The 20533-nt window shown below is 42.5% G+C and carries 17 protein-coding genes and 1 pseudogene; all 18 read right to left on the bottom strand.

Going from position 1 to position 20533, the window contains the following annotated elements:
• Positions 1-2269 (bottom strand): DUF4215 domain-containing protein (locus tag JW841_10975; protein MBN1961459.1); only part of this gene is annotated, 2269 nt, incomplete at its 3' end.
• Positions 2270-2484: 215 nt separating this feature from the next.
• On the bottom strand, positions 2485-3942 hold the full coding sequence (gene gltA / locus JW841_10970) for an NADPH-dependent glutamate synthase (GenBank protein MBN1961458.1): 1458 nt from the start codon (positions 3940-3942) through the stop codon (positions 2485-2487).
• On the bottom strand, positions 3943-4785 hold the full coding sequence (locus JW841_10965; GenBank protein ID MBN1961457.1) for a sulfide/dihydroorotate dehydrogenase-like FAD/NAD-binding protein: 843 nt from the start codon (positions 4783-4785) through the stop codon (positions 3943-3945).
• 163 nt (positions 4786-4948) lie between these two features.
• The gene (locus JW841_10960; GenBank protein MBN1961456.1) at positions 4949-5206 is read right to left on the bottom strand and encodes a type II toxin-antitoxin system RelE/ParE family toxin; all 258 of its coding nucleotides are present in this window, start codon (positions 5204-5206) and stop codon (positions 4949-4951) included.
• Positions 5193-5423, bottom strand: a complete 231-nt coding sequence (locus JW841_10955) for a ribbon-helix-helix protein, CopG family (GenBank protein MBN1961455.1) — start codon at positions 5421-5423, stop codon at positions 5193-5195. The genes JW841_10960 and JW841_10955 overlap by 14 nt, the downstream gene beginning before the upstream one ends.
• Positions 5424-5486: 63 nt before the next feature.
• Positions 5487-6632: a cell division protein FtsZ gene (ftsZ, locus tag JW841_10950; protein MBN1961454.1), complete on the bottom strand. Its 1146-nt coding sequence runs from the start codon at positions 6630-6632 to the stop codon at positions 5487-5489.
• Positions 6633-6666: 34 nt separating this feature from the next.
• Positions 6667-7896: a cell division protein FtsA gene (gene ftsA / locus JW841_10945; protein ID MBN1961453.1), complete on the bottom strand. Its 1230-nt coding sequence runs from the start codon at positions 7894-7896 to the stop codon at positions 6667-6669.
• 12 nt (positions 7897-7908) lie between these two features.
• Positions 7909-8823 carry an FtsQ-type POTRA domain-containing protein gene (locus tag JW841_10940; protein MBN1961452.1) on the bottom strand — a complete coding sequence of 305 codons (915 nt, stop codon included), beginning with the start codon at positions 8821-8823 and terminating at the stop codon, positions 7909-7911.
• Positions 8824-8826: 3 nt separating this feature from the next.
• The gene (locus JW841_10935) at positions 8827-10230 is read right to left on the bottom strand and encodes a UDP-N-acetylmuramate--L-alanine ligase (GenBank protein ID MBN1961451.1); all 1404 of its coding nucleotides are present in this window, start codon (positions 10228-10230) and stop codon (positions 8827-8829) included.
• Positions 10223-11302, bottom strand: coding sequence for an undecaprenyldiphospho-muramoylpentapeptide beta-N-acetylglucosaminyltransferase (gene murG / locus JW841_10930; GenBank protein ID MBN1961450.1), 1080 nt, complete (start codon positions 11300-11302; stop codon positions 10223-10225). Before murG ends, JW841_10935 begins: the two co-directional genes overlap by 8 nt.
• A 3-nt stretch (positions 11303-11305) precedes the next feature.
• Positions 11306-12532 (bottom strand): putative lipid II flippase FtsW, encoded by a 1227-nt coding sequence (ftsW, locus tag JW841_10925; GenBank protein ID MBN1961449.1) that lies wholly within the window; start codon positions 12530-12532, stop codon positions 11306-11308.
• Positions 12529-13998, bottom strand: coding sequence for a UDP-N-acetylmuramoyl-L-alanine--D-glutamate ligase (gene murD / locus JW841_10920; protein ID MBN1961448.1), 1470 nt, complete (start codon positions 13996-13998; stop codon positions 12529-12531). The genes ftsW and murD overlap by 4 nt, the downstream gene beginning before the upstream one ends.
• Entirely contained in the window at positions 13941-15089 is a 1149-nt protein-coding gene (locus tag JW841_10915; protein MBN1961447.1) for a phospho-N-acetylmuramoyl-pentapeptide-transferase, read from the bottom strand. The genes murD and JW841_10915 overlap by 58 nt, the downstream gene beginning before the upstream one ends.
• Complete coding sequence (murF, locus tag JW841_10910; protein ID MBN1961446.1) at positions 15089-16474, bottom strand: UDP-N-acetylmuramoyl-tripeptide--D-alanyl-D-alanine ligase; 1386 nt, start codon at positions 16472-16474, stop codon at positions 15089-15091. Before murF ends, JW841_10915 begins: the two co-directional genes overlap by 1 nt.
• Before the next feature lie 3 nt (positions 16475-16477).
• Positions 16478-16654 (bottom strand): hypothetical protein, encoded by a 177-nt coding sequence (locus tag JW841_10905; protein MBN1961445.1) that lies wholly within the window; start codon positions 16652-16654, stop codon positions 16478-16480.
• A gap of 8 nt (positions 16655-16662) precedes the next feature.
• Positions 16663-18153: a UDP-N-acetylmuramoyl-L-alanyl-D-glutamate--2,6-diaminopimelate ligase gene (locus JW841_10900; GenBank protein ID MBN1961444.1), complete on the bottom strand. Its 1491-nt coding sequence runs from the start codon at positions 18151-18153 to the stop codon at positions 16663-16665.
• Between the two features lie 4 nt (positions 18154-18157).
• Positions 18158-20140 carry a PASTA domain-containing protein gene (locus JW841_10895; GenBank protein ID MBN1961443.1) on the bottom strand — a complete coding sequence of 661 codons (1983 nt, stop codon included), beginning with the start codon at positions 20138-20140 and terminating at the stop codon, positions 18158-18160.
• Positions 20127-20480 (bottom strand): annotated as a pseudogene (locus JW841_10890) (cell division protein FtsL). The gene JW841_10895 and the pseudogene JW841_10890 overlap by 14 nt, the downstream one beginning before the upstream one ends.
• Positions 20481-20533 lie beyond the last annotated feature (53 nt).

Below are 20533 nucleotides of genomic sequence, written 5' to 3'. Positions count from 1 at the left end.
CGTAACTCCTCGTCATTCCTACGAAAGTAGGAATCCAATTCCGATAAAAGTGAAAAATGAGACTAAGAGTCAGCCCCCTACCACCTGTTCCCCCAGTAGATTCGATACTAGCGCCATTGCCAATAGTGATTGATTCGGCCACCAAAAAAATAACACCACCGCCATTTGCACCATTAGTCACATTAGTTGCAACGCAAGTGCCAGTTGCATCTTGTGGGTTTGCGCCATTAGCAAGGCCACCTTCACCACCACAACCAAGTTGATTATTATATTGATCACCTTCAACACCACCATATGTATGTACATCTGTGCAAGGTATGGGTGATTCTGAGCAACCACCACTAGCACCTGCAGCACTGCCAGATCCTAAAAACAATCGTTGAGCATTACTTTCAAATAATACAACCGGAGTGGCTGGAGGACATCCACCACCGCCAGCGCCTTCTTGAAGGGCATAACCACCTGGACCATCAGGGGCATCACCACCTTTACCTGCGCCTTGACCTCCATAAGCTCCACCAATCCCACCTGCACCAGCACCACCACCACCACCACAAGGGCCACCAGCAGCAGTAACTAATACACTGCCAGCACTACCACCACCACCAGCATTACTAACTCCTGGATTTCCTTGACCAGGTGCTACTTCCTCACCAACCATGGTCCAACCACCACTACCACCTTTACCACCATTACCACCGCTTACTTCGGGTGATATTCGCCCTCGTGGTCCCTCAGGACCACTAATGCCCGCAATACCTCCTGCCATACCGGCTTCAGACATACTAATTACTGCGTTATCGCCTAGGATAATGTCTTTAGCTCTAAGCGCCAAAACACCACCAATTTGATTAGTGCTATCCCAAGGAGTAGCGGTTAGCGAAGCATTATTACCAATATTAATACTTGTATATTCAGCAATACGAATTACTTGGTGATCATATCCACTCTCGATCAGATAGTTGTGGTTTAATGCTCCTGACAAAGTGATGATATCACTAGTAGCATCATTTGTTTGCACACTTAATACTTTATGCACCTCCCATTGCCCTGCTATATTCGTAATATTACTGTGGACTGCATCACGAGTAGTCAGCAATAATACCCGATCATGTACACTAAAATGGTTTAAACTATCAGTAGTTGCTACTGTAGATACAATAATAGTCGAAACCATTGTACCGCTTGTGGCAGCGACAAGCTTAGAAGCTAAGATAGCTAATGAATATAGTTCTCCAGCAGGTACATTTAAATCGCCATCACGACAAGTATGGTTACAGTCAGAAGGCTCGCCTGTACAAGTACATAAATCGTCTACAACACAGTTAGTACAGCCATCATTGTTGATTGTATTACCATCATCACAATGATTTGCTAGTTGCTCATTGCCACGAATTAGTCCATCACCGCAAATAGGATCACACTTTGAAGGTGCTACAACGTTACTGCACGTCCAGCCTGGTTCAGGTATGCAACTTGAATCACAACCATCACCATTGTTAACATTTTTATCATCGCAGCCCTCTAATCCACGAACAATACCATCACCACATTTGGGCGTACATTGAGATGGTTGCGAGTCGCTATTAATACAGGTCCAACCTGGCTCAGGTATGCAATTTAGGCCACAACCATCATTATCAGCTTCATTACCATCGTCACACTCTTCACCAGTTGAAATCCTTCCATCTCCACAACGTTGATAATCACAATGATATGCTGCGTCATCAGCATCATTTTGACTAGTGTTGCAAAAAGGATTTGGCTCAGTAATCGTGGTTTCGCAGTCATCACCACACTGACTGCAAGCATGTAATGAACCTATTGGCCAATCGCATCCTGGGGCTCGACATTCACTCCATGTACCTTGAGTACAAACACGACAACCATGCTCACAATTTGTTTCACCATTTTGACATGGCAAAAATGATCCTTCAGGAGCACAAGGTAATTCAGCAGAAATAACTTCACCGACACATATGTTATCGAAAGGTCGACAGGCATATCCAGAGTTACATTCACCATTAACACACCTACCACCACCTACACCTAAAGAACATATTTTAGTCTCTGGATCACATCCATATCCGCCAATACAATCATCTGTTGATTCACATGCCCACCCTTCATATTGACGCTCTATATTTGTGCACGAAGCATTACATATAGTTACTAAACAGCATAACAAGATATGGTTAGCACGTAATGACAGGGGAGAAGCTTCAAAAACCAAAAGCCAGTTTTTTTTAAACGCACTCAACCATTTCACTACCAATTGATACTGCAACAGCATAAAGTTATTTTATCAGTAAAAATGTCTGACACACGAAAAAAAATACAACAAAGCACCACATGATCACACTAATACACTATAGGTATTGTATACCTTAATATGTAGACTATAAACCCACATACATAATTATATTGTTATAAAACTATAGCGCGCTATGACATTCTTAGAACTTTATTTATAGTTGGTTAGTACTACCAAATGCCCGTACGTAGATAATCATCCATTGATTTTGCTGCTGCACGCCCTGCACCCATGGCTAAAATAACCGTGGCTGCTCCGGTAACAATATCGCCACCAGCAAAAACACCCGGCAAATTAGTGTGCCCGCTACCATTATCACGGGTCACAATATTGCCATGTTTGCGGGTATTAAGTTCTGGTGTTGTTTTAGGAATCAGGGGATTTGGTCCGTTGCCAATTGCAACAATTGCGGTGTCTACATCAATGATAAACTCACTATTTTCTATAGGTACTGGTCGGCGTCGGCCACTGGCATCAGGTTCACCTAATTGCATACTTAAACAAGTGAGTGCGCGTAGCCTACCTTTTTCATTACCTAAATAACGCACTGGGGTTGTCAAAAACTGGAAATGCACCCCTTCTTCTTCAGCATGATGGATTTCTTCAATTCGCGCTGGCATTTCGTCACGCGAGCGTCGATATACTAAATGTACTTCTTTGGCGCCTAAACGCAGGGCGTTGCGTGCTGCATCCATAGCCACATTACCACCACCAATAACCGCAACTTTTTCACTCTTGGCAACTGGGGTATCGTTATTAGGAAAATTATAGGCACGCATAAGATTAACCCGAGTCAAATACTCATTGGCACTATAAACCCCCGATAAATTTTCACCTGGTATTTCCATAAAATATGGCAAACCCGCGCCCGTACCTAAAAAGATGACATTATAACTTTCTCGTAAATCATTTAGACTACGTGTCTGGCCGACAATAAAATTTGGGCGAATTTCAACGCCCATTTTTGCAAGTAAAGCTACTTCTGCTGCAACAATATCTTTCGGTAAGCGAAACTCAGGAATACCATAAACGAGCACACCACCAGGTTGATGCAAAGCTTCAAATACTGTAACACGATGGCCTAAACGAGCTAATTCAACCGCACAAGTAAGCCCCGCTGGACCTGAACCAACCACTGCAGCAGTTTTACCGGTAGCAGGAGCAATCTCTGGTACTTGGGCGCTGCCGTGCTCTCGTTCCCAATCAGCGGCAAAACGTTCAAGTCGACCAATCGCAACTGCGGGTTTGCCTTGGTCTTTATTGAAAACTTTACATAGTTTTTCGCATTGGTCTTCTTGGGGGCAAACACGACCACAAATTGCTGGCAGAACATTAGTCTCTTTAATCTTTCGTGCAGCTGCAGCAAAATCGCCTTGTTCAATAAGGTGTAAAAACGCCGGAATATCTACACCAACCGGACAACCCTGCACGCATGCAGGTTCTTTGCAATAAATGCACCGATAGGCTTCAAGCTTAGCTTGCTCTGGGGTTAAGCCAAAAGGTACTTCACGAAAATTTTTTATGCGCTCGCTTGGCTGTTGCTCAGCCATCACTTGCTTAGGCGTGGCAAAACGTTGTTTTAAATCATGCGGGATAAAATGTTTTTTCTCGGGTGCAACGCTGCTCATTTAGGCTCCTTGAGCGGCACGACCCGCTAAATATGCTTCATATGCTAGTTTTTCTTGATCTGCATAAAATTGCTGTCGTCGCATCATTTCATCAAAGTCAACAGCATGACCATCAAACTCAGGGCCATCAACACAAACAAACTTAGTTTCACCACCAACAGTAACACGACACCCACCGCACATGCCGGTACCATCAACCATTACACTATTTAGACTTACTTGCGTTGGTATCTCGTAGGGGAGCGTGGTAGCTGCAACAAATTTCATCATTATCGGCGGCCCAATGGCAATAACTTCGGCGGGTTTGCCACGCTCTTTAATTAGGCGTTCTAATACTTGGGTAACTAAAGCCTTCTCACCATAAGAGCCGTCATCAGTACAAATAAGCACTTCTGATGATGCCGCACGTAACTCTGCTTCCATTATTAATAATTCTTTGGTACGTGCTCCTAAGATTGAGATTACTTCATTACCTACTGCTTTATGAGCTTGAGCAATAGGATGCACTGGGGCAATACCGATACCGCCACCAACACAAACCACTAGCCCTTTTTTCTCGATATGAGTTGGTGAACCTAGTGGTCCAACCACATCATGAAACGCATCACCAACTGCAATAGTAGACATAATCGCTGTTGATTTACCGACTTCTTGAACAACGAGCGTAATTGTACCTGCTTGGGGATCAGCATCGGCGATAGTTAATGGTATACGTTCGCTTTGATTACCAACTCGCACCATAACAAACTGACCGGCCTTGCGTGCTTTGGCTATATCAGGTGCTCTAACTACATAACGAGTAACTTTGGGTGCTAGAGTTTGCTTGCTTACCACCTCAAATATATGTTCTGCGGTGATAACTGCCTCATCATCGGTTCTTTTATTAGTTGCCGATAAAGTTAAATGCAATTTACAACTCACTTTACCACTTCCTTAACTCAATAAAGCTAACCATTACGGAAGCATAGTCTGCATTGGATAAATAGTTATATTGCGGCGAGTCAAGCTATCTATACACATCTTTGCGATGACCTATAGCAATTACTTCCACAATAAGTACAGCATCAAATATACTATAAATGATGCGATATTGTCCCACTCTAATACGATAGACGTTGCGCCCAGATAACCGTTGGCTTCCAAATGCTCGCGGATTTTCACCTAATTTTTTAATTTGTTGAATTACAAGCGAGCGGTATTGATTAGGAAGCTCGCGAAGTTCTTTTTCTGCAGATTTTTTAATAAAAATTTTATATAAGGCCATCTCGCGCTAACTCCCCCAAAAAATCTTCAAATGCACGAGTAGGTTCTTTAGCCCTTTCTGTAACTACTGTTAAATCCCCTAAATCTTCGGTTAGTAACTGACGCACAGCGTCGTTAATTAAACCTGATATATTTGCCCCAGTTTCTGCGGCTTTTAGCTTAAGAGCGCGATGCAGTTCGTTATCAAGATAAACTGTTGTTCTTAGTAACTGACTCATATGCCAACAATAACATCTTAACGTTATAACATCAAGACATTAAAGCATCTTAAGTGTCAATAGTTACTCAGCCTTACGCCGTAAAAATGCGGGGATGTCATAAGTGTCGTCAGTAGCATCAATACGTAAAGTTTCACCGCATGCACGCACCTTGGCAAACTTTTCTTGCTCCCAACGATTGCGAATAATTGTTGGGATATCTTGAACGTCTTTGGGCAGATTCATTGCGGGTTTGTTGGCGCCCTTCTTTTGACTCTTATCAAAGCCAGTAGCAATGACTGTTACTTTGAGATCATCTCCCATAGTCTCATCAATAACTGAGCCGAAAATTATGTTGGCGTCTTCATCAGCTGCCTCTTGAATCAGACTCGAAGCTTGATGAATTTCATGCAACGTCATCGAAGGACCACCAGTTACATTAATTAACACCCCCGTGGCGCCGTCAATTGCGACATCTTCAAGCAATGGCGAAGACACCGCTTGTGTCGCAGCATCGATAGCGCGTTTTTCACCACGTGCACTGCCAGTACCCATCAAAGCCATGCCTTGATCGTTCATAATGGTACGTACATCAGCAAAATCGACGTTAACAATGCCATGAAAAGTAATCAAATCACTGATACCTTTGACGGCATTAAGTAAAACCTCATCGACCTTTTTAAAGGCATGCAGCATCGAAGTAGTTGCTTCGGTTATTGCCAATAAGCGTTGATTAGGAATGGTAATAAGGGTATCGACCTCATCACGTAAAGCAATAATGCCAGCTTCAGCATGACGTCGTCGACGATTGCCTTCAAAGAAAAATGGTTTAGTGACAACACCTACTGCTAATGCACCTATAGACCGCGCAATTGAAGCAATAACTGGTGCAGCGCCGGTGCCTGTACCACCACCCATACCCGCGGTTATAAACACCATATCAGCGCCTTCAAGCATCGCGGCAATTTGCTCACGATCTTCAAGAGCCGCTTCTCTGCCAATATCAGGATTTGCCCCGGCTCCAAGACCGCGGGTTAAATTCTGCCCAAGCTGCAGTTTTGAAGTGGCAAGATTGTTGTTTAATGCTTGCCGGTCGGTGTTTGCCGCAGCAAATTCAACACCGGAAATATTTGATTCGATCATTGTGTTAATGGCATTACCACCACCACCACCAACACCAATGACTTTGATAACCGCTTGATGTGCACCAATGTCTTCGAGCTCAATCATGTAACCCCTCCAACAGGGCGAAGAAAATCGTTAACTAAAACATCTCGCCAAACCAACTGCGCATTCGTTGGCGTACCCTGGCATAGACATTTTCTTCTCTTACCTTGAAATGCTTCTGCCCTTCGTGAGCCCTTCCATACTGCACTAATCCCACGCAAGTAGCAAAAATTGGACTTTTTACGACGTCAACCAAACCACCAATACTTTGTGGAACCCCAAGCCGAACTGGAAGCCCAAGAATATCTTCTGCCAACTCAGCTATACCCGGTAACATTGTAGCACCACCAGTAATGACCACACCGCTAGCTAACAAATCTTCGTAACCAGTCCTATGTATCTCTTGTTGCACTAAAGAAAACATTTCTTCAACACGTGGCTCAATAATTTCTGTTAAAATCTGACGTGCAAGTACGCGCGGTTTGCGACCACCCACGCTAGGCACCTCGATAGTTTCATCACGCTCGATTAAGGAACTCATCGCACAGCCATGTTTTTGTTTAATACGTTCAGCATCATCCATGGGTGTGCGTAAACCCACAGCAATATCATTAGTAATATGATCGCCACCAACAGCCAAAACTGATGTATGCACAATTGAACCTTCACTCCAAATTGCTAAATCAGTAGTACCGCCACCTATATCAATTAAAGCCACGCCAAGGTCTTTTTCATCTTGCGATAGCACTGCATCACTTGATGCCAATTGCTCAAGTACAATATCAGCAATACTTAAGCCACAGCGTTGTGCGCATTTGACAATATTTTGTGCGCTAGTTACCGCACCAGTAACAATATGCACTTTTGCTTCAAGACGCACCCCACTCATACCAAGCGGCTCACGAATACCATCTTGATCATCAATGATAAACTCTTGAGGCAAAACATGAATAACTTCACGATCAAGCGGTATTGCAATAGCACGAGCTGCATCAATTACACGATCGATATCAGCTTGTGTTACTTCTTTTTCTTTGACTGCAACAATCCCGGTTGAATTCTGTCCTTTAATATGACCCCCCGAAATACCCGCGTAGACATGCGTGATTTCACAACCAGCCATCAACTCAGCTTCTTGAATTGCTTGTTTTATCGATGCCACGGTGGCTTCGATATTAATTACTACACCTTTGCGTAATCCCCTTGATGGATGTGTACCAATACCGACAATATCGATACCACCGGATTCATTGGGTTCACCAACGATGCAGCAGATTTTAGTGGTGCCGATATCGAGGCCGACAATCAGCTCATCTGTGTGTGCCATAATTCCCTTCTTTCATTGCGCTGTGGCGATGACTGTTCGCTTTGATGTTTGCGGTGTTGCTGTTAACTTTACTTGAATTCGGTTGGGGTTTTTCTTTGCGTCTGCATAAATTGTTGCTGGTCGCGCACCTTTGCCACGAACTGCTTTCATAGCAGCAATAGCCGCTTCAAGCCGACTTAATGGTGCGAAACCTAAAAACAAGCGTGTCGTATTTTTTGCGTCTTGCGTATACGGTCCAGTGACAATGCTCCAACCTAAATAACTGTCAAAATGCACTTCATCTAATATCATTGAACTGTCTGCGGTATTACTGTAGCTCTGAACTAAAGCAATAGCTTGTTTTACTTTATTAGCGCTTTGTTCAGGATGTTGCTCTAATTCAACACGTGACAATCCAGTAAACACTGGCAGCTCAATATTATCTTGCGCAACTAATCGCTTAAATAATTGACCAGAATTATTAGCTAAATAAACCCCACCAACACTAACAATAATCGCTGGTTTATGCTCATTTAACTCAATAATAACTTTATCAGGCAAGCGACGGCGTACTTGCGCTGATGCTACCCATGGATGATGTAAAACTTGTTCGGCAATATTATCGAGATCAATAGTTAAAAGATTCTCTCCAATATTTATACCAGCCAAAGCTGCTAGCTCTTTAGTATCGGCACGTTGATTACCAACAATTTCTAATTTATGAACAATAAGATGTTGTCCACCGATAAATTCGCGACCCATATAATATGCAGCAATGGCTACACCTACTAATGCAACCGTACCAAATAGCCAAAGGCCAAATTTTATTTTTACTTTAAAATTAGCTATTCGCGGTTTGTTGCCGACCGCGGTTCTGTTGGTAATTCTACGGTTATGGATCTTTGAGCGTGGTCGAGGAATATACACACGTCTGCTAGCGCTAGTCATTAGTTATCCCTTTAGCTGTGGTTGTAATGATTCTGTTGCGAGTAACCTGAGTAATTCTTCACCACTTTGCCAAATATTGCCAGCACCTAAAGTGATTACCAGGTCACCTGGCTGCACTATCTGTGCAAGCTGATGCGCCATATTTTCAATACCAGCCACATAATGAACATCTTGATGACCATGAACTTTTATATTTTCAACTAATCTCTCGCTAGTAACCCCAACAATTGGTGTTTCACTGGCTGCATAAATATCAGCAAGTAAAAGTACGTTCGCATCATTAAAGGACGTAGCAAATTCTTCGCCAAGATCACGGGTTCGCGTATAGCGATGTGGTTGAAACGCAACTACCAATCGTCGATTATATGATTCACGAGCAGCGCGCAGTGTTGCACGTATTTCGGCGGGATGATGCCCATAGTCATCTACAACTAAAACATCTTGAGCTTCACCTTTTATTTCAAAACGACGACCAACACCAGCAAAAGAAGCTAAAGCTTGGGCGGCAATATCAAATGGTACCCCAACTTCATCAGCAATGGCGATAGCAGCCAGAGCATTTAAAACATTATGCTGACCAATCATGTTGAGTTTCACACGACCCAACTCTTTACCATGTACCTTAACTGTAAAAACCATTGCTCCTTCAAGTTGTGAAACAGACTCAGCACAGTAATCAGCTTGTGGAGAAAAACCGTAGGTAATAAACCGTTTTTCAACCCTTGGTAACATATTTTGTACTGTTGGATGATCAACGCATAATACCGAGGTGCCATAGAATGGTACCTTGTTAACGAAATCTACAAAGGCATCAACAATTTGTGGTAAGCCCAAAGTCCAATGATCGAGATGCTCGGCATCAATGTTAGTCACTACACACAGTGTCGGCATTAAGCGTAAGAACGAGCCATCACTTTCATCAGCTTCAGCAACAAGATATTCGCCTTCACCTAACCTAGCATTAGATTTTAGTGATTTTAATCGACCACCAATAACTACGGTTGGGTCAATTTCTCCAGCATGTAAAATAGTTGCAATTAACGAAGTTGTTGTGGTTTTGCCATGAGTACCAGCAACCGCAATACCATACTTCATACGCATCAACTCGGCAAGCATCTCGGCGCGACGAATAACGGGTATGCCACGTTGACGAGCTTCAATAACTTCAGGATTATCTGCTTTTACTGCAGATGAGATCACCACAACTTCAGCATCATTAATATTTTGAGCGTGATGTCCTTGATAAATACGCGCACGCATTGCGGCTAAACGTTCAGTAATTGGTGATAGATGAGTGTCTGATCCACGAACATCATAACCAAGGTTTAGCAACACCTCAGCAATGCCGCTCATACCAATACCGCCAATACCAACAAAATGTAATCGAGTGATACAATTTCTAAACATGACGCGCCTCCGCGATAACAAGATCAGCTATACGCAAAGCAGCGTCTGGTTTACCTAGCTTACGTGCGGCTGTTGCCATTTGCACAAGACGTATTGGTTCATTTTGTAGTTCGAACAACAAAGATATAAGCCGCGGCGCTGATAATTCACTCTGTGGCAAATGCACCGCGGCGCCTTCTGCTGCTAAAACACGCGCATGAGCGCTTTGATGATCATCAACCGCAAAAGGATACGGCACTAGAATAGAAGGCCTACCACAAACTGTTAGTTCAGCAACTGTAGTAGCACCAGCACGGCATAATACTAAATCGGCTTCAAGATAGGCCTCGGCCATATTTTCAATGAAAGGCTTAATCGTTACTTGCTGCATTCCATGAGTTTCATAGCTTTTTACGACTCTCTCATAGTCTGCTTTGCCTGTTTGATGCACAATCGACCAATTAAGTTTATTTTCTTGCCATTGTGCAGCTATTGCCAACATGATTTCATTTAGAGCTTTCGCTCCTTGTGAACCACCAAATACTAACAGTTTAAAAGGCTGCTGCGGTGCATATGTTTGTGCGCCAACAGCTACCAACTCTGGACGCACCGGATTACCAAGGACACGAAGTTTTCGCGCCGCAAAAGCTTTAGTTGGTAATGGCACTACTACATGCTTTGCAAATCTACTTAGTATACGATTAGTTAAACCAGCAACACTATTTTGTTCTATTACCATGCAAGGAACACCCATAAACCAAGCTGCAACAATTGCGGCAAAAGCAGCATAGCCACCAACGCTTAAAGCAACGTCAGGACGAAAACGTCGCACTAATACTAATGCACACAACAACGCAATCGGCACCCGGCATAACGCAATAAACATTTGCCATAAACTTTTACGACGCAAACCAGATATTGGTAATAATATAAGTTCAAAACCAGCTCGTGGTACTGCAGTAACTTCAATACCACGAGCACTGCCTACAAATAAAATGCGATGATTTGCATCGCGGCTTACCAATTCTTTAGCCACTGCAATTCCGGGGAATAAATGGCCACCAGTGCCACCACCAGCTATGAGAATATTCATGCCTCATGCTCCTTCTGCAGTGGCAGCACGTTTTTGTGACAACTTCTGACAATCTCGATTTGAGAAACGACGTTCATTTACTGAACTATTGCGGGCGACGGAAAGCAATAAACCAACAGCTATGAAAGTCACCACTAAATTTGAACCACCATAGCTGATAAACGGTAAAGCGAGACCCTTAGTGGGTAATAAACCTGTGGCGACCCCAGTATTAAATAATACTGGTACGCCTACGAGTGAAGTTAAACCTAAGGCTAAATAACCTTCAAAAACACTTTTTGCCTGCATGGCAATGTGTATTGCACGCCAAATAAAAACACCGAAAACCAGTAATAAAAATGCTATGCCAAGCAGACCAAGTTCTTCACCTACAATTGCAAAAACAAAATCAGTATGTGCTTCTGGTAAAAAGAATAACTTATGCTTGCCACCACCAAGCCCAACGCCGGTAATACCACCGGAGCCAATTGAGATTAATGATTCGGTAATTTGATAACCTACAGTTGAACGATAAGCCCATGGATCAATATATGACAATAAACGTCGCAGACGAAAAGGAGTTGCAACAATTAGATGATATAATATTGGCAAAGCCGCTAAGCCAAATAACGCCAAAGTACGAACTCGTACACCGGCAACAAATACCGTAATACCAATAATCAATTCGATAACTAGTGCAGTTCCTAAATCTGGCTCTATTAAAATAAATAAAACAGGAATTTGCAGCAGTAATACCGGACCAATGAGACTTACCCTCTCTTGCATTGGTTTGCTTTCACGACGTTCTAAAATACGTGCTAGTGCTAGAATAATAGTAAGTTTGCAAAATTCAGAAGGTTGAAAGCCAAAGAAACCAAAATCTAACCTACGCTGCGCACCATTAACGTGTTTACCTATTCCGGGTATAAGAACTAAAGCACAGCATATTAGAGTTAATAATAACAACCATGGTACCATTTGATACAAACGAATAGAATTAGTTTTACTAGTAGCATAAAGAGCAATAACACCAATAAGACACCATACTGTTTGTTGTATTAAAAAATGTTCGGCATCACCATAATATTTTGCTGCAAATACTGAGCTTGCAGAGTAAACTAAAACCAAACCAAAACTTGCAAGAATGGCTGTTGCAACAATTAGTATAATGTCATTATTTTTCGACGCAGAGATAGTATTTCGCTTGGCGCTTTTAGCCGGTAGATTACGAATAGTTGTTAGACTTGTCATATTGGCCGCCCTTTTGCGAAGTCATGTACCAATTGTTTAAAAACGCGACCACGCTCACTATAATTACTAAATTCATCAAAACTTGCACATGCAGGTGAAAGCATCACCACATCACCTATTTGTGCAATACCAATGCTCTGACGTAACGCCTGCGTCATATTATTGGTAAGAAATAAATCACAGTATCCATTAAAGGTTTTGGCAATTTCATCTCGTGCTTCACCAAAAGCTACAATAGCGCGCAATTTTCCGGTGGCGGATTTGTAAATATTCTGATAACCACTACCCTTACTACGCCCACCTAAAAGTAAAACTATAGGTTTCTCAATAGCATTTATCGCAATAGCGGCTGCGTCATCATTTGTTGCTTTTGAATCATTGATAAAACGTACCCCGTTAACTTCATCAATGAACTCTAAGCGGTGCTCTAAACCATGAAATTCTTGATAAGCGTGATATAATTCTGAGCTATCCTTTATATTTAATGCATAAGCCGCTAGTATTGCTGCCAAAGCATTCTGGCGATTGTGACGACCAAGTAGGTATGAATGAGTTAAATTAATACTTGGGTAAGATGATAACGATCCCACTGGCACCATCAACTCACCGTCAAGAAAGGCACCATCACCTGGGATATCTTTACTTTGAGTAGAAAACCACCACACCCGCGCTTTAGTGGCAGTTGCCATATCGCGAATCGAAGGATCATCAAATGATAATATAGCCACACTTTCTTGAGAAAGATTTTCAATAATTCGTCGTTTTGCCTGACCATATTCTGCAAATGATTCATAACGATTAAGATGATCAGGAGTAAGATTTAGAATTATTGCGACATTTGCATTAAAACGAAAAGCAGTTTCTAATTGAAAACTTGAAAGTTCAATTACTGCGGTATCTACTTTTTCGTTGCGATCAAGCCAAGCAACAAGTGGTTCACCAAAATTGCCGCCAATAAAAACTTGTTTGCCAACCCCTTTTATTAAAGCTGCAATCATAGCTGTGGTAGTACTCTTGCCGTTAGTTCCGGTTATACCAACAACACGTGCGGGTAGCTTACCAACTAACTCAAGCTCACCAAAAACCGGTATATTGCGATTAAGACAGCTAGTAACAAGTGTTTGACGAGGATCAACGCCAGGAGAAATTGCTAACCCATCAATGTTACCAACTACTTCTATATTGGAATCTCCTAAATGTAATTCAATACTAGCTTGCTTTAATTCGTCAGCATTATTAATCGTTACATTACTATCAAGACCAATAACTTTCGCACCGCGACGAGCTAAATATAAAGCCATAGCACGACCAGCAACACCTAAACCCAAAACACCGACACAATGGCTGTTAAGGTTACCCAGTATTTGATCGAGACTATTTAGAGTCTCGTTATTTGCAACTAAAAGACTCATCGCAACTTTAATGACACCAATGCCACCAGGGCTAACATGATAGACACAATCCAAAAACGAACAATAATTTTTGGTTCGGCAACACCTGCAAGTTCAAAATGATGATGAATAGGGGCCATACGAAATATTCGACGACCAAAAAGTTGATAGCTTGCAACTTGTGAGACAACACTTAATGCTTCAACAACAAAAACTCCGTGAATAATTACCGAAAGAAACTCATTTTTTGTAAGCACTGCAATACTGCCAAGCGCAGCGCCTAATGCAAGTGCGCCAACATCACCCATAAAAACCGAAGCTGGAAACGTATTAAACCATAAGAATCCAATACCTGCGCCAACTATAGCGCTGCACACGACAGCAAGTTCGCTAACACCTTCAATATGAGGAATATTTAAATAAGCCGCGACATTAAAATCTACCCACTGACCACCAAACTGAAATGTTAAAACTAAACCAGCGGCATAAGATAAAATCAAAAAGGTACTTGCCGAAACTGCGGTAGGACCAATTGCTAGGCCATCTAAACCATCAGTAAGATTGACCGCGTGTGAGGTAGCGATAATTACGAAAAAAGCAAAAGGAATATAGGCCCAGCCAATATCAAAATTAAAAAATTTGGTTGCGACAAAAGGCAGCGATAATCGTGTATCATAAGAGATTGGCTTAAAAGGTAACCAACCATTTGCACCAGCAAATAAAACTGCCGTAACTATAGTTAACACTAATATTTGCATATATATTTTTTGGCGCCCAGGTAATCCTTTTGAGTTTTTCTTAGAAATTTTTCGCCAATCATCAATAAATCCTATTGCCCCAAAACCAAGCAGTACTAATAATAATGCCCAAACATAACCATTAGCTAAATCAGCCCACAGCAAAATGCTGCCAACAACAGCTATTAGAATAAACAATCCTCCCATGGTGGGAGTACCCGTTTTTTGTTGATGCCGATCTGGGGTATCTTCGCGTACGTTACTTGAACCATATTGAAGAGATTTAATATGAGCAATAAAGCGTGGAAATAACCACAAGGTAATCACTAATGCGGTTAACGCCGCTGCGGGAACGCGAAAAGAGGGATAACGAAATACTCGAAACGGACCTACTTCGTTAGCAAAAGCATTAAATAAATGATAAAGCATTAGTGGCGCTCCAATAGATGAGCTACCGCACGTTCCATATGCATTCCACGTGAACCCTTCACTAACACAAAATCTCCAGGTTTAAGTATGCGATCAAGATCAAGACAAAGTTCTTCCATGCTATCATAAGCCTGTGCCCACGCTCCGCATTCACGAGCACCAGTAACCATCGACGCTGCATTTGGCCCAAGCGCATAGACATGGCTAATTCCGATTCGACCAGCCTCTCTGCCAATATCACGATGCATAGCTGATGAATCAACGCCAAGTTCTAACATATCGCCTAAAATAGCGATTCGACGACCTGTGGTAGCTATACTTGCCAAGGCCTGCAAACCTGCAATCATCGAATCAGGGTTAGCATTATAAGTATCGTCAATATAACTAACGTCCATTGGTCTTCGCACAACATGCATACGTCCGCCAGGGATTGCAAGCTGCGTAAGACCTGCAGCGATATTTTGACTATCGATACCTAACGCATAGGCTACTGCAGCAGTTGCGGTAGCATTCATGGCATTATGAGGACCGGGTAGAGGTAACAATACCTCGCTAGTAACACCTGCTACAGATAAATGTATGCGGACATGATCATCAGCAGCGACTGAACCTAATAAGCGTACATCAGCTTTAGCATCACGACCAAAAGTAACACGTGCTCGTTTGCCTAAAAACGGTACAGCTATTTGCATTATTAAGGGATCATCGAGATTAACTATGCCAATACCATTGGCTGGCAGTTTGTCGAAAAGCTCAGCTTTGGCTCTGGCTACATTTTCGCAATTTCCAAGTTGTTCAAGATGAGCTTTACCGATCATGGTAATTAAGCCAACATCTGGCTCAGCAATTTCACATAAACGAGCTATTTCACCACTCTCACTCATGCCCATTTCAAGAACACAAGCCCAAGTTATTTTAGAGCAAGTTAATATGGACAGCGGTAAACCAATCGTATTATTAAAATTGCCAATAGTTTTATGCACAGCTCCCCGCTGCGCTAACACCGCAGCAATCATCTCTTTGGTTGTAGTTTTACCATTTGAACCGGTTATGCCCACAACAGTCTGATGTAATTGTTTAAGCACCCAATGAGCCATATCACCTAAAGCTTTTTGGGTATCAGCAACAACTAGTACCGGCACTTTAAGATTTTCAGCAAAATGAGCACCTTCACGGTCTACCATTACCGCTTGTGCACCTCGCGTCACTGCATCGTTAATAAAACGATGACCATCAAATCGTTTGCCGCGCAGAGCAACGAAGAGACTTGCCACTGGTAGGGACCTTGTATCAGTCCCTACCGCAGCAATACGCAACTGTTGCGCCCCTCCGATAGTCTCTGATCCGGCCGCTCGCGCAAGCGCACCGAGATCCCAATCGGCCATTGCCTATTCCTCACTTTCGCCAGTCTGTGACTGCGTTCGACCAGAAATAAATGCTGCTGGTCGAATTAATAACAATCTCGGAACTGCCACCCCTCCAAAATTAATGCCTTCTATTTTACCGCCCATTTTTACTGGCATTACATACCAGCGTTCTTCAGATGACTCTGGTAATTTCATCATGGTTTTAATCAGCAAGCTGTCTTCTGCAAGACAGCTCGCGCCTCCTCACGATCATCAAAATGTCTCGTACCCTGTGGTAGAATTTGATAAGTTTCGTGGCCCTTTCCAGCAATTAATACCGTATCGTTTAAGTTTGCTGCAGTAATAGCACGACGAATTGCTTGCGAACGATCTAGCTCAATAACATAGCCACGCTTATCAGGAGTTTCTGCAATATTGGCATTTGCAGCGCGTAAACCTTGTTCAATAGCACTAGCTATTTCCAACGGATCTTCACTGCGTGGATTATCATTAGTTACGATTATCCAATCAGCTAGTTCTGCCGCAATTTGCCCCATTATTGGCCGCTTTGTTGCATCACGATCACCACCACAGCCAAATACACAAATCAAACGTCCAGAAGTAATGTTGCGAGTAACTTTCAATGCCTTAGCGAGAGCGTCTGGTTTATGGGCATAATCAATCAAAACCAACGGTTGTCCAGATTGATTTACCTTCTCTAAACGACCAGGAACTACGCCAAGCTTTACAATACCTTTGATAATGGCACTTGGTGCAAGCCCTAAAGCTTCAGCAATACTCACTGCCGCAAGAATATTTTCAATATTAAAACTTCCGATAAGTGGTGAAATTATTTGTAGCGTTCCACGCGGGGTAATCACTTCAAGCTCACTCTGATTATTAGCAAGCTTTGCATTAAGCAAACGAATGTTCGCTGTAGTATCGCCGTTTAAAGAAAAACTTATTACCTGCAAACCTGGTTCGTTTACTAATTTCTTCGCGTATTTATCATCGTAATTTAGTACTGCGATGCCATTACTTTTAAGTCGTTGGCGAAACAGTATTGCTTTGGCTTCAAAATAATCTTCGAGAGTATGGTGGTAGTCTAAATGTTCATGACTTAGATTTAAAAAAGCAGCTACGTCGTAGTCAATGCCAGCAACACGATGTTGGCATAAAGAATGAGAACTAACTTCCATAACTACAGAACGAGTACCTACATCAAGCATTTGCCTGAGAAGTTTAATAACATCAATAGACTCTGGTGTGGTTAACCCAGTAGTACTTTCGTGCTCTTTATAACGATAACCATTTGTTCCAATAAGCCCAGGGATCAAATTTGCTTCATGTAAAATTGATTGAATTAAATAACTTGTCGTAGTCTTACCACTCGTGCCTGTAATACCCACCATTTTTAATAGATGAGCAGGATCAGCAAACAAACGACGGGCAGCTAATGCTAATGCTAAACGTGAATCTTTTACAATTATATTAGTAATATTTTTATCAGTAATCACACGCTCACAAATAATACTTTTAGCGCCCCGCTCTATTGCATCAAAAATAAACTCATGCCCATCACGCAAAGCCCCATTTAAAGCCGCAAAGCATGCTCCTTCAGAAATCTGACGCGAATCACAGGCTAAAGCAGTTACCTCAACATCTGGTCCAATTATGGTGGCATCAATACCGGTAAATAAATCGCGCAGCATTATCATATCGTTATCTCCCTTGCTCCGTGAGCTGCGCCATCATCAAGGTAAGGCGATCGACATTTGTATTTTTAGTGCCTGCAGTGGGCTCTTGCCGCACAACAATACCGGTACCTAATAAATCAAGATCAAGACCAGTATTTGCAGCAGCATAACGACGAACTGCTTGACGAGCGGTTAAACCGATAAATGAAGGTACAGTACCTGGAGTATTAACAACCTCAAGCGAAGGTGTTGTGACTTGAAGAATATTTTCATTCTCAACCACATTAGCTAAAGCAACTGCAGGTGTTTTAGTTGGTTGTGAAGGTGAAACCCCTAGCACCCGCATAGCTGTTGCACCAATCTCCGAAAAAGCTGGTGCGGCTACAGAGCCGCCGGTATGATGTGTCTTGGGTTCATCAATAGCTACAATAATAACTACTCGTGGTTCATTTGCTGGCAGGTATCCCGAAAAAACTGCGATAAATGTATCTGAAGTGTAACCACCAGCTACAAAGTCAGGTTTTTGAGCAGTACCAGTTTTACCAGCCACACGATAACCAGGTACAGAAGCCAGCACGCCAGTGCCCTCAGGTTTTACTGCCGCTTCTAACATGTCTCGTATATATTCAGTAGTTTTACGACTTATAATTTGTCGCTCTAAAGCCAATGGTACGTCAATATGTTCCCCTTCAGCAGAACGAACGTATTTAACTAGTCGTGGTGAACGGTACATCCCTCCCGCTGCCAAAACGCGATAAGCTGCTGCTAATTGAATGGCGGTTACTGCAATACCATGGCCAAAAGATATCGTTGCCAGACCGACATCAGCCCATTTTGAAGGATCACGCATTAGTCCGGTGGATTCACCGGGAAATGAAATACCAGTACGATTGCCAAAACCAAAATTAAATAACCATTGACTTAGTTTCTGGCGCCCCATAGCTGCGCCGATTTTGGCAGCACAAATATTTGATGATTTCTGCATCACACCAGTAAGAGATAGCCAACCGTGAGGTTTGCTGTCACGAATAGTACGGTCGTATATTGTATAGCTACCGTTTTCACAAAATATAACAGCATTAGGCTTAACCGTGCCACTTTCTAAAGCCCCTGCAATGACAACAGGTTTTAAAGTAGAACCTGGTTCAAACATGTCGGTAATTACCCGATTACGACGAGTGTATGCCGGTGCTTTAGATCCGAGGTTTGGGTTAAATTTGGGCCATACACCACTAGCGAGAATATCTCCGCTTGCGACATCTAAAACCACACCCATTGCTGAGCGTGCCCGTGTAGTCTTAACAGCATTTGCTAATGCTGTTTCAACTGCGTGTTGAATCTGTACATCAATAGTTAAAAATACATCAGCACCACGGGTGCGTTGTTCAAGATCAAGCCCACCTTTTAACACCGTCCGACCACGACCATCTCGTTCTGTGCCCACAACTTGTGGTTCACCAGTTAAAACTTCGTCAAAAGCTTTCTCAATACCTTCAAGACCACGAACATCTATGTTCGTAAAACCTATAAGTTGGGAACCAAGTTCGCGATGTGGATAAAAACGTCGCGATTCTTTGGTGATGTTAATACCATCAATATTTAGCGATTGTACTTTAACCGCAATTTCAGGATCAACTTGTCGTTTTAGCCAAACAAATAAACGGTCGCCTATTAATTTGTGATAAATCGTTTCACGCGATAGCTTTAAAATTGGTGCTAAATCACGAGCAGCCGCTCGAGCATCAACAACCTTTGCTGGATTTGCGTATACTGAAGGTACATCAATAGCAATAGCTAAAGGTTCACCATTACGATCATAAATTTGACCACGACGAGCTGGTAGTTGAATATCGTCAAGATACTGGCTGCGAGCCAAACGATCTAACTCATGGTGTTGACCAATTTGCAATTGTGCTGAACGGGCAAATACAAACAGAATTAGCACGACAAATAAAAACCTTAATAAATTTACCCGTCGGCCAAATCGCCGTTGGTCAGCGTTGTACATCAGCTCCCCCTTTTTCGGCCTTATTATTTTTTACAGCTAAGGCTCGTTTTAAATGAGACTGATGCTTAAGCAATTTTGCAGTGATTACCGTAGATGTAGATATAGGACCTAATTTTAATCGACGAGCAATTTCATTTAAGCGAGCGGGAGATCGTTCTGCTGCTAGTTCGATTTCTAATTGTCTCAATTCATTGCGTAAATCGCGCAGTTCATGCTCTCGCTCGGATAAGCTATAGCCAAGCTGTACTGCATCTTGATACACCCACACGCGAAATAGCGCTGCACTAATCAATGCAAGACAACCTAAAATGTACAATATACGTGCTAACCAGGTCATATTTGACCTCCAAGACGTTGGGCTACTCTTAGCTTGGCGCTACGAGCACGTACGTT

The sequence above is a fragment of the Deltaproteobacteria bacterium genome, from assembly GCA_016931625.1.
In the GTDB taxonomy this organism is placed as follows: Bacteria; Myxococcota; XYA12-FULL-58-9; order XYA12-FULL-58-9; family JAFGEK01; genus JAFGEK01.
Note: the sequence above shows the minus strand (reverse complement) of the source record. Positions and strands in the feature narration are given on the sequence as shown.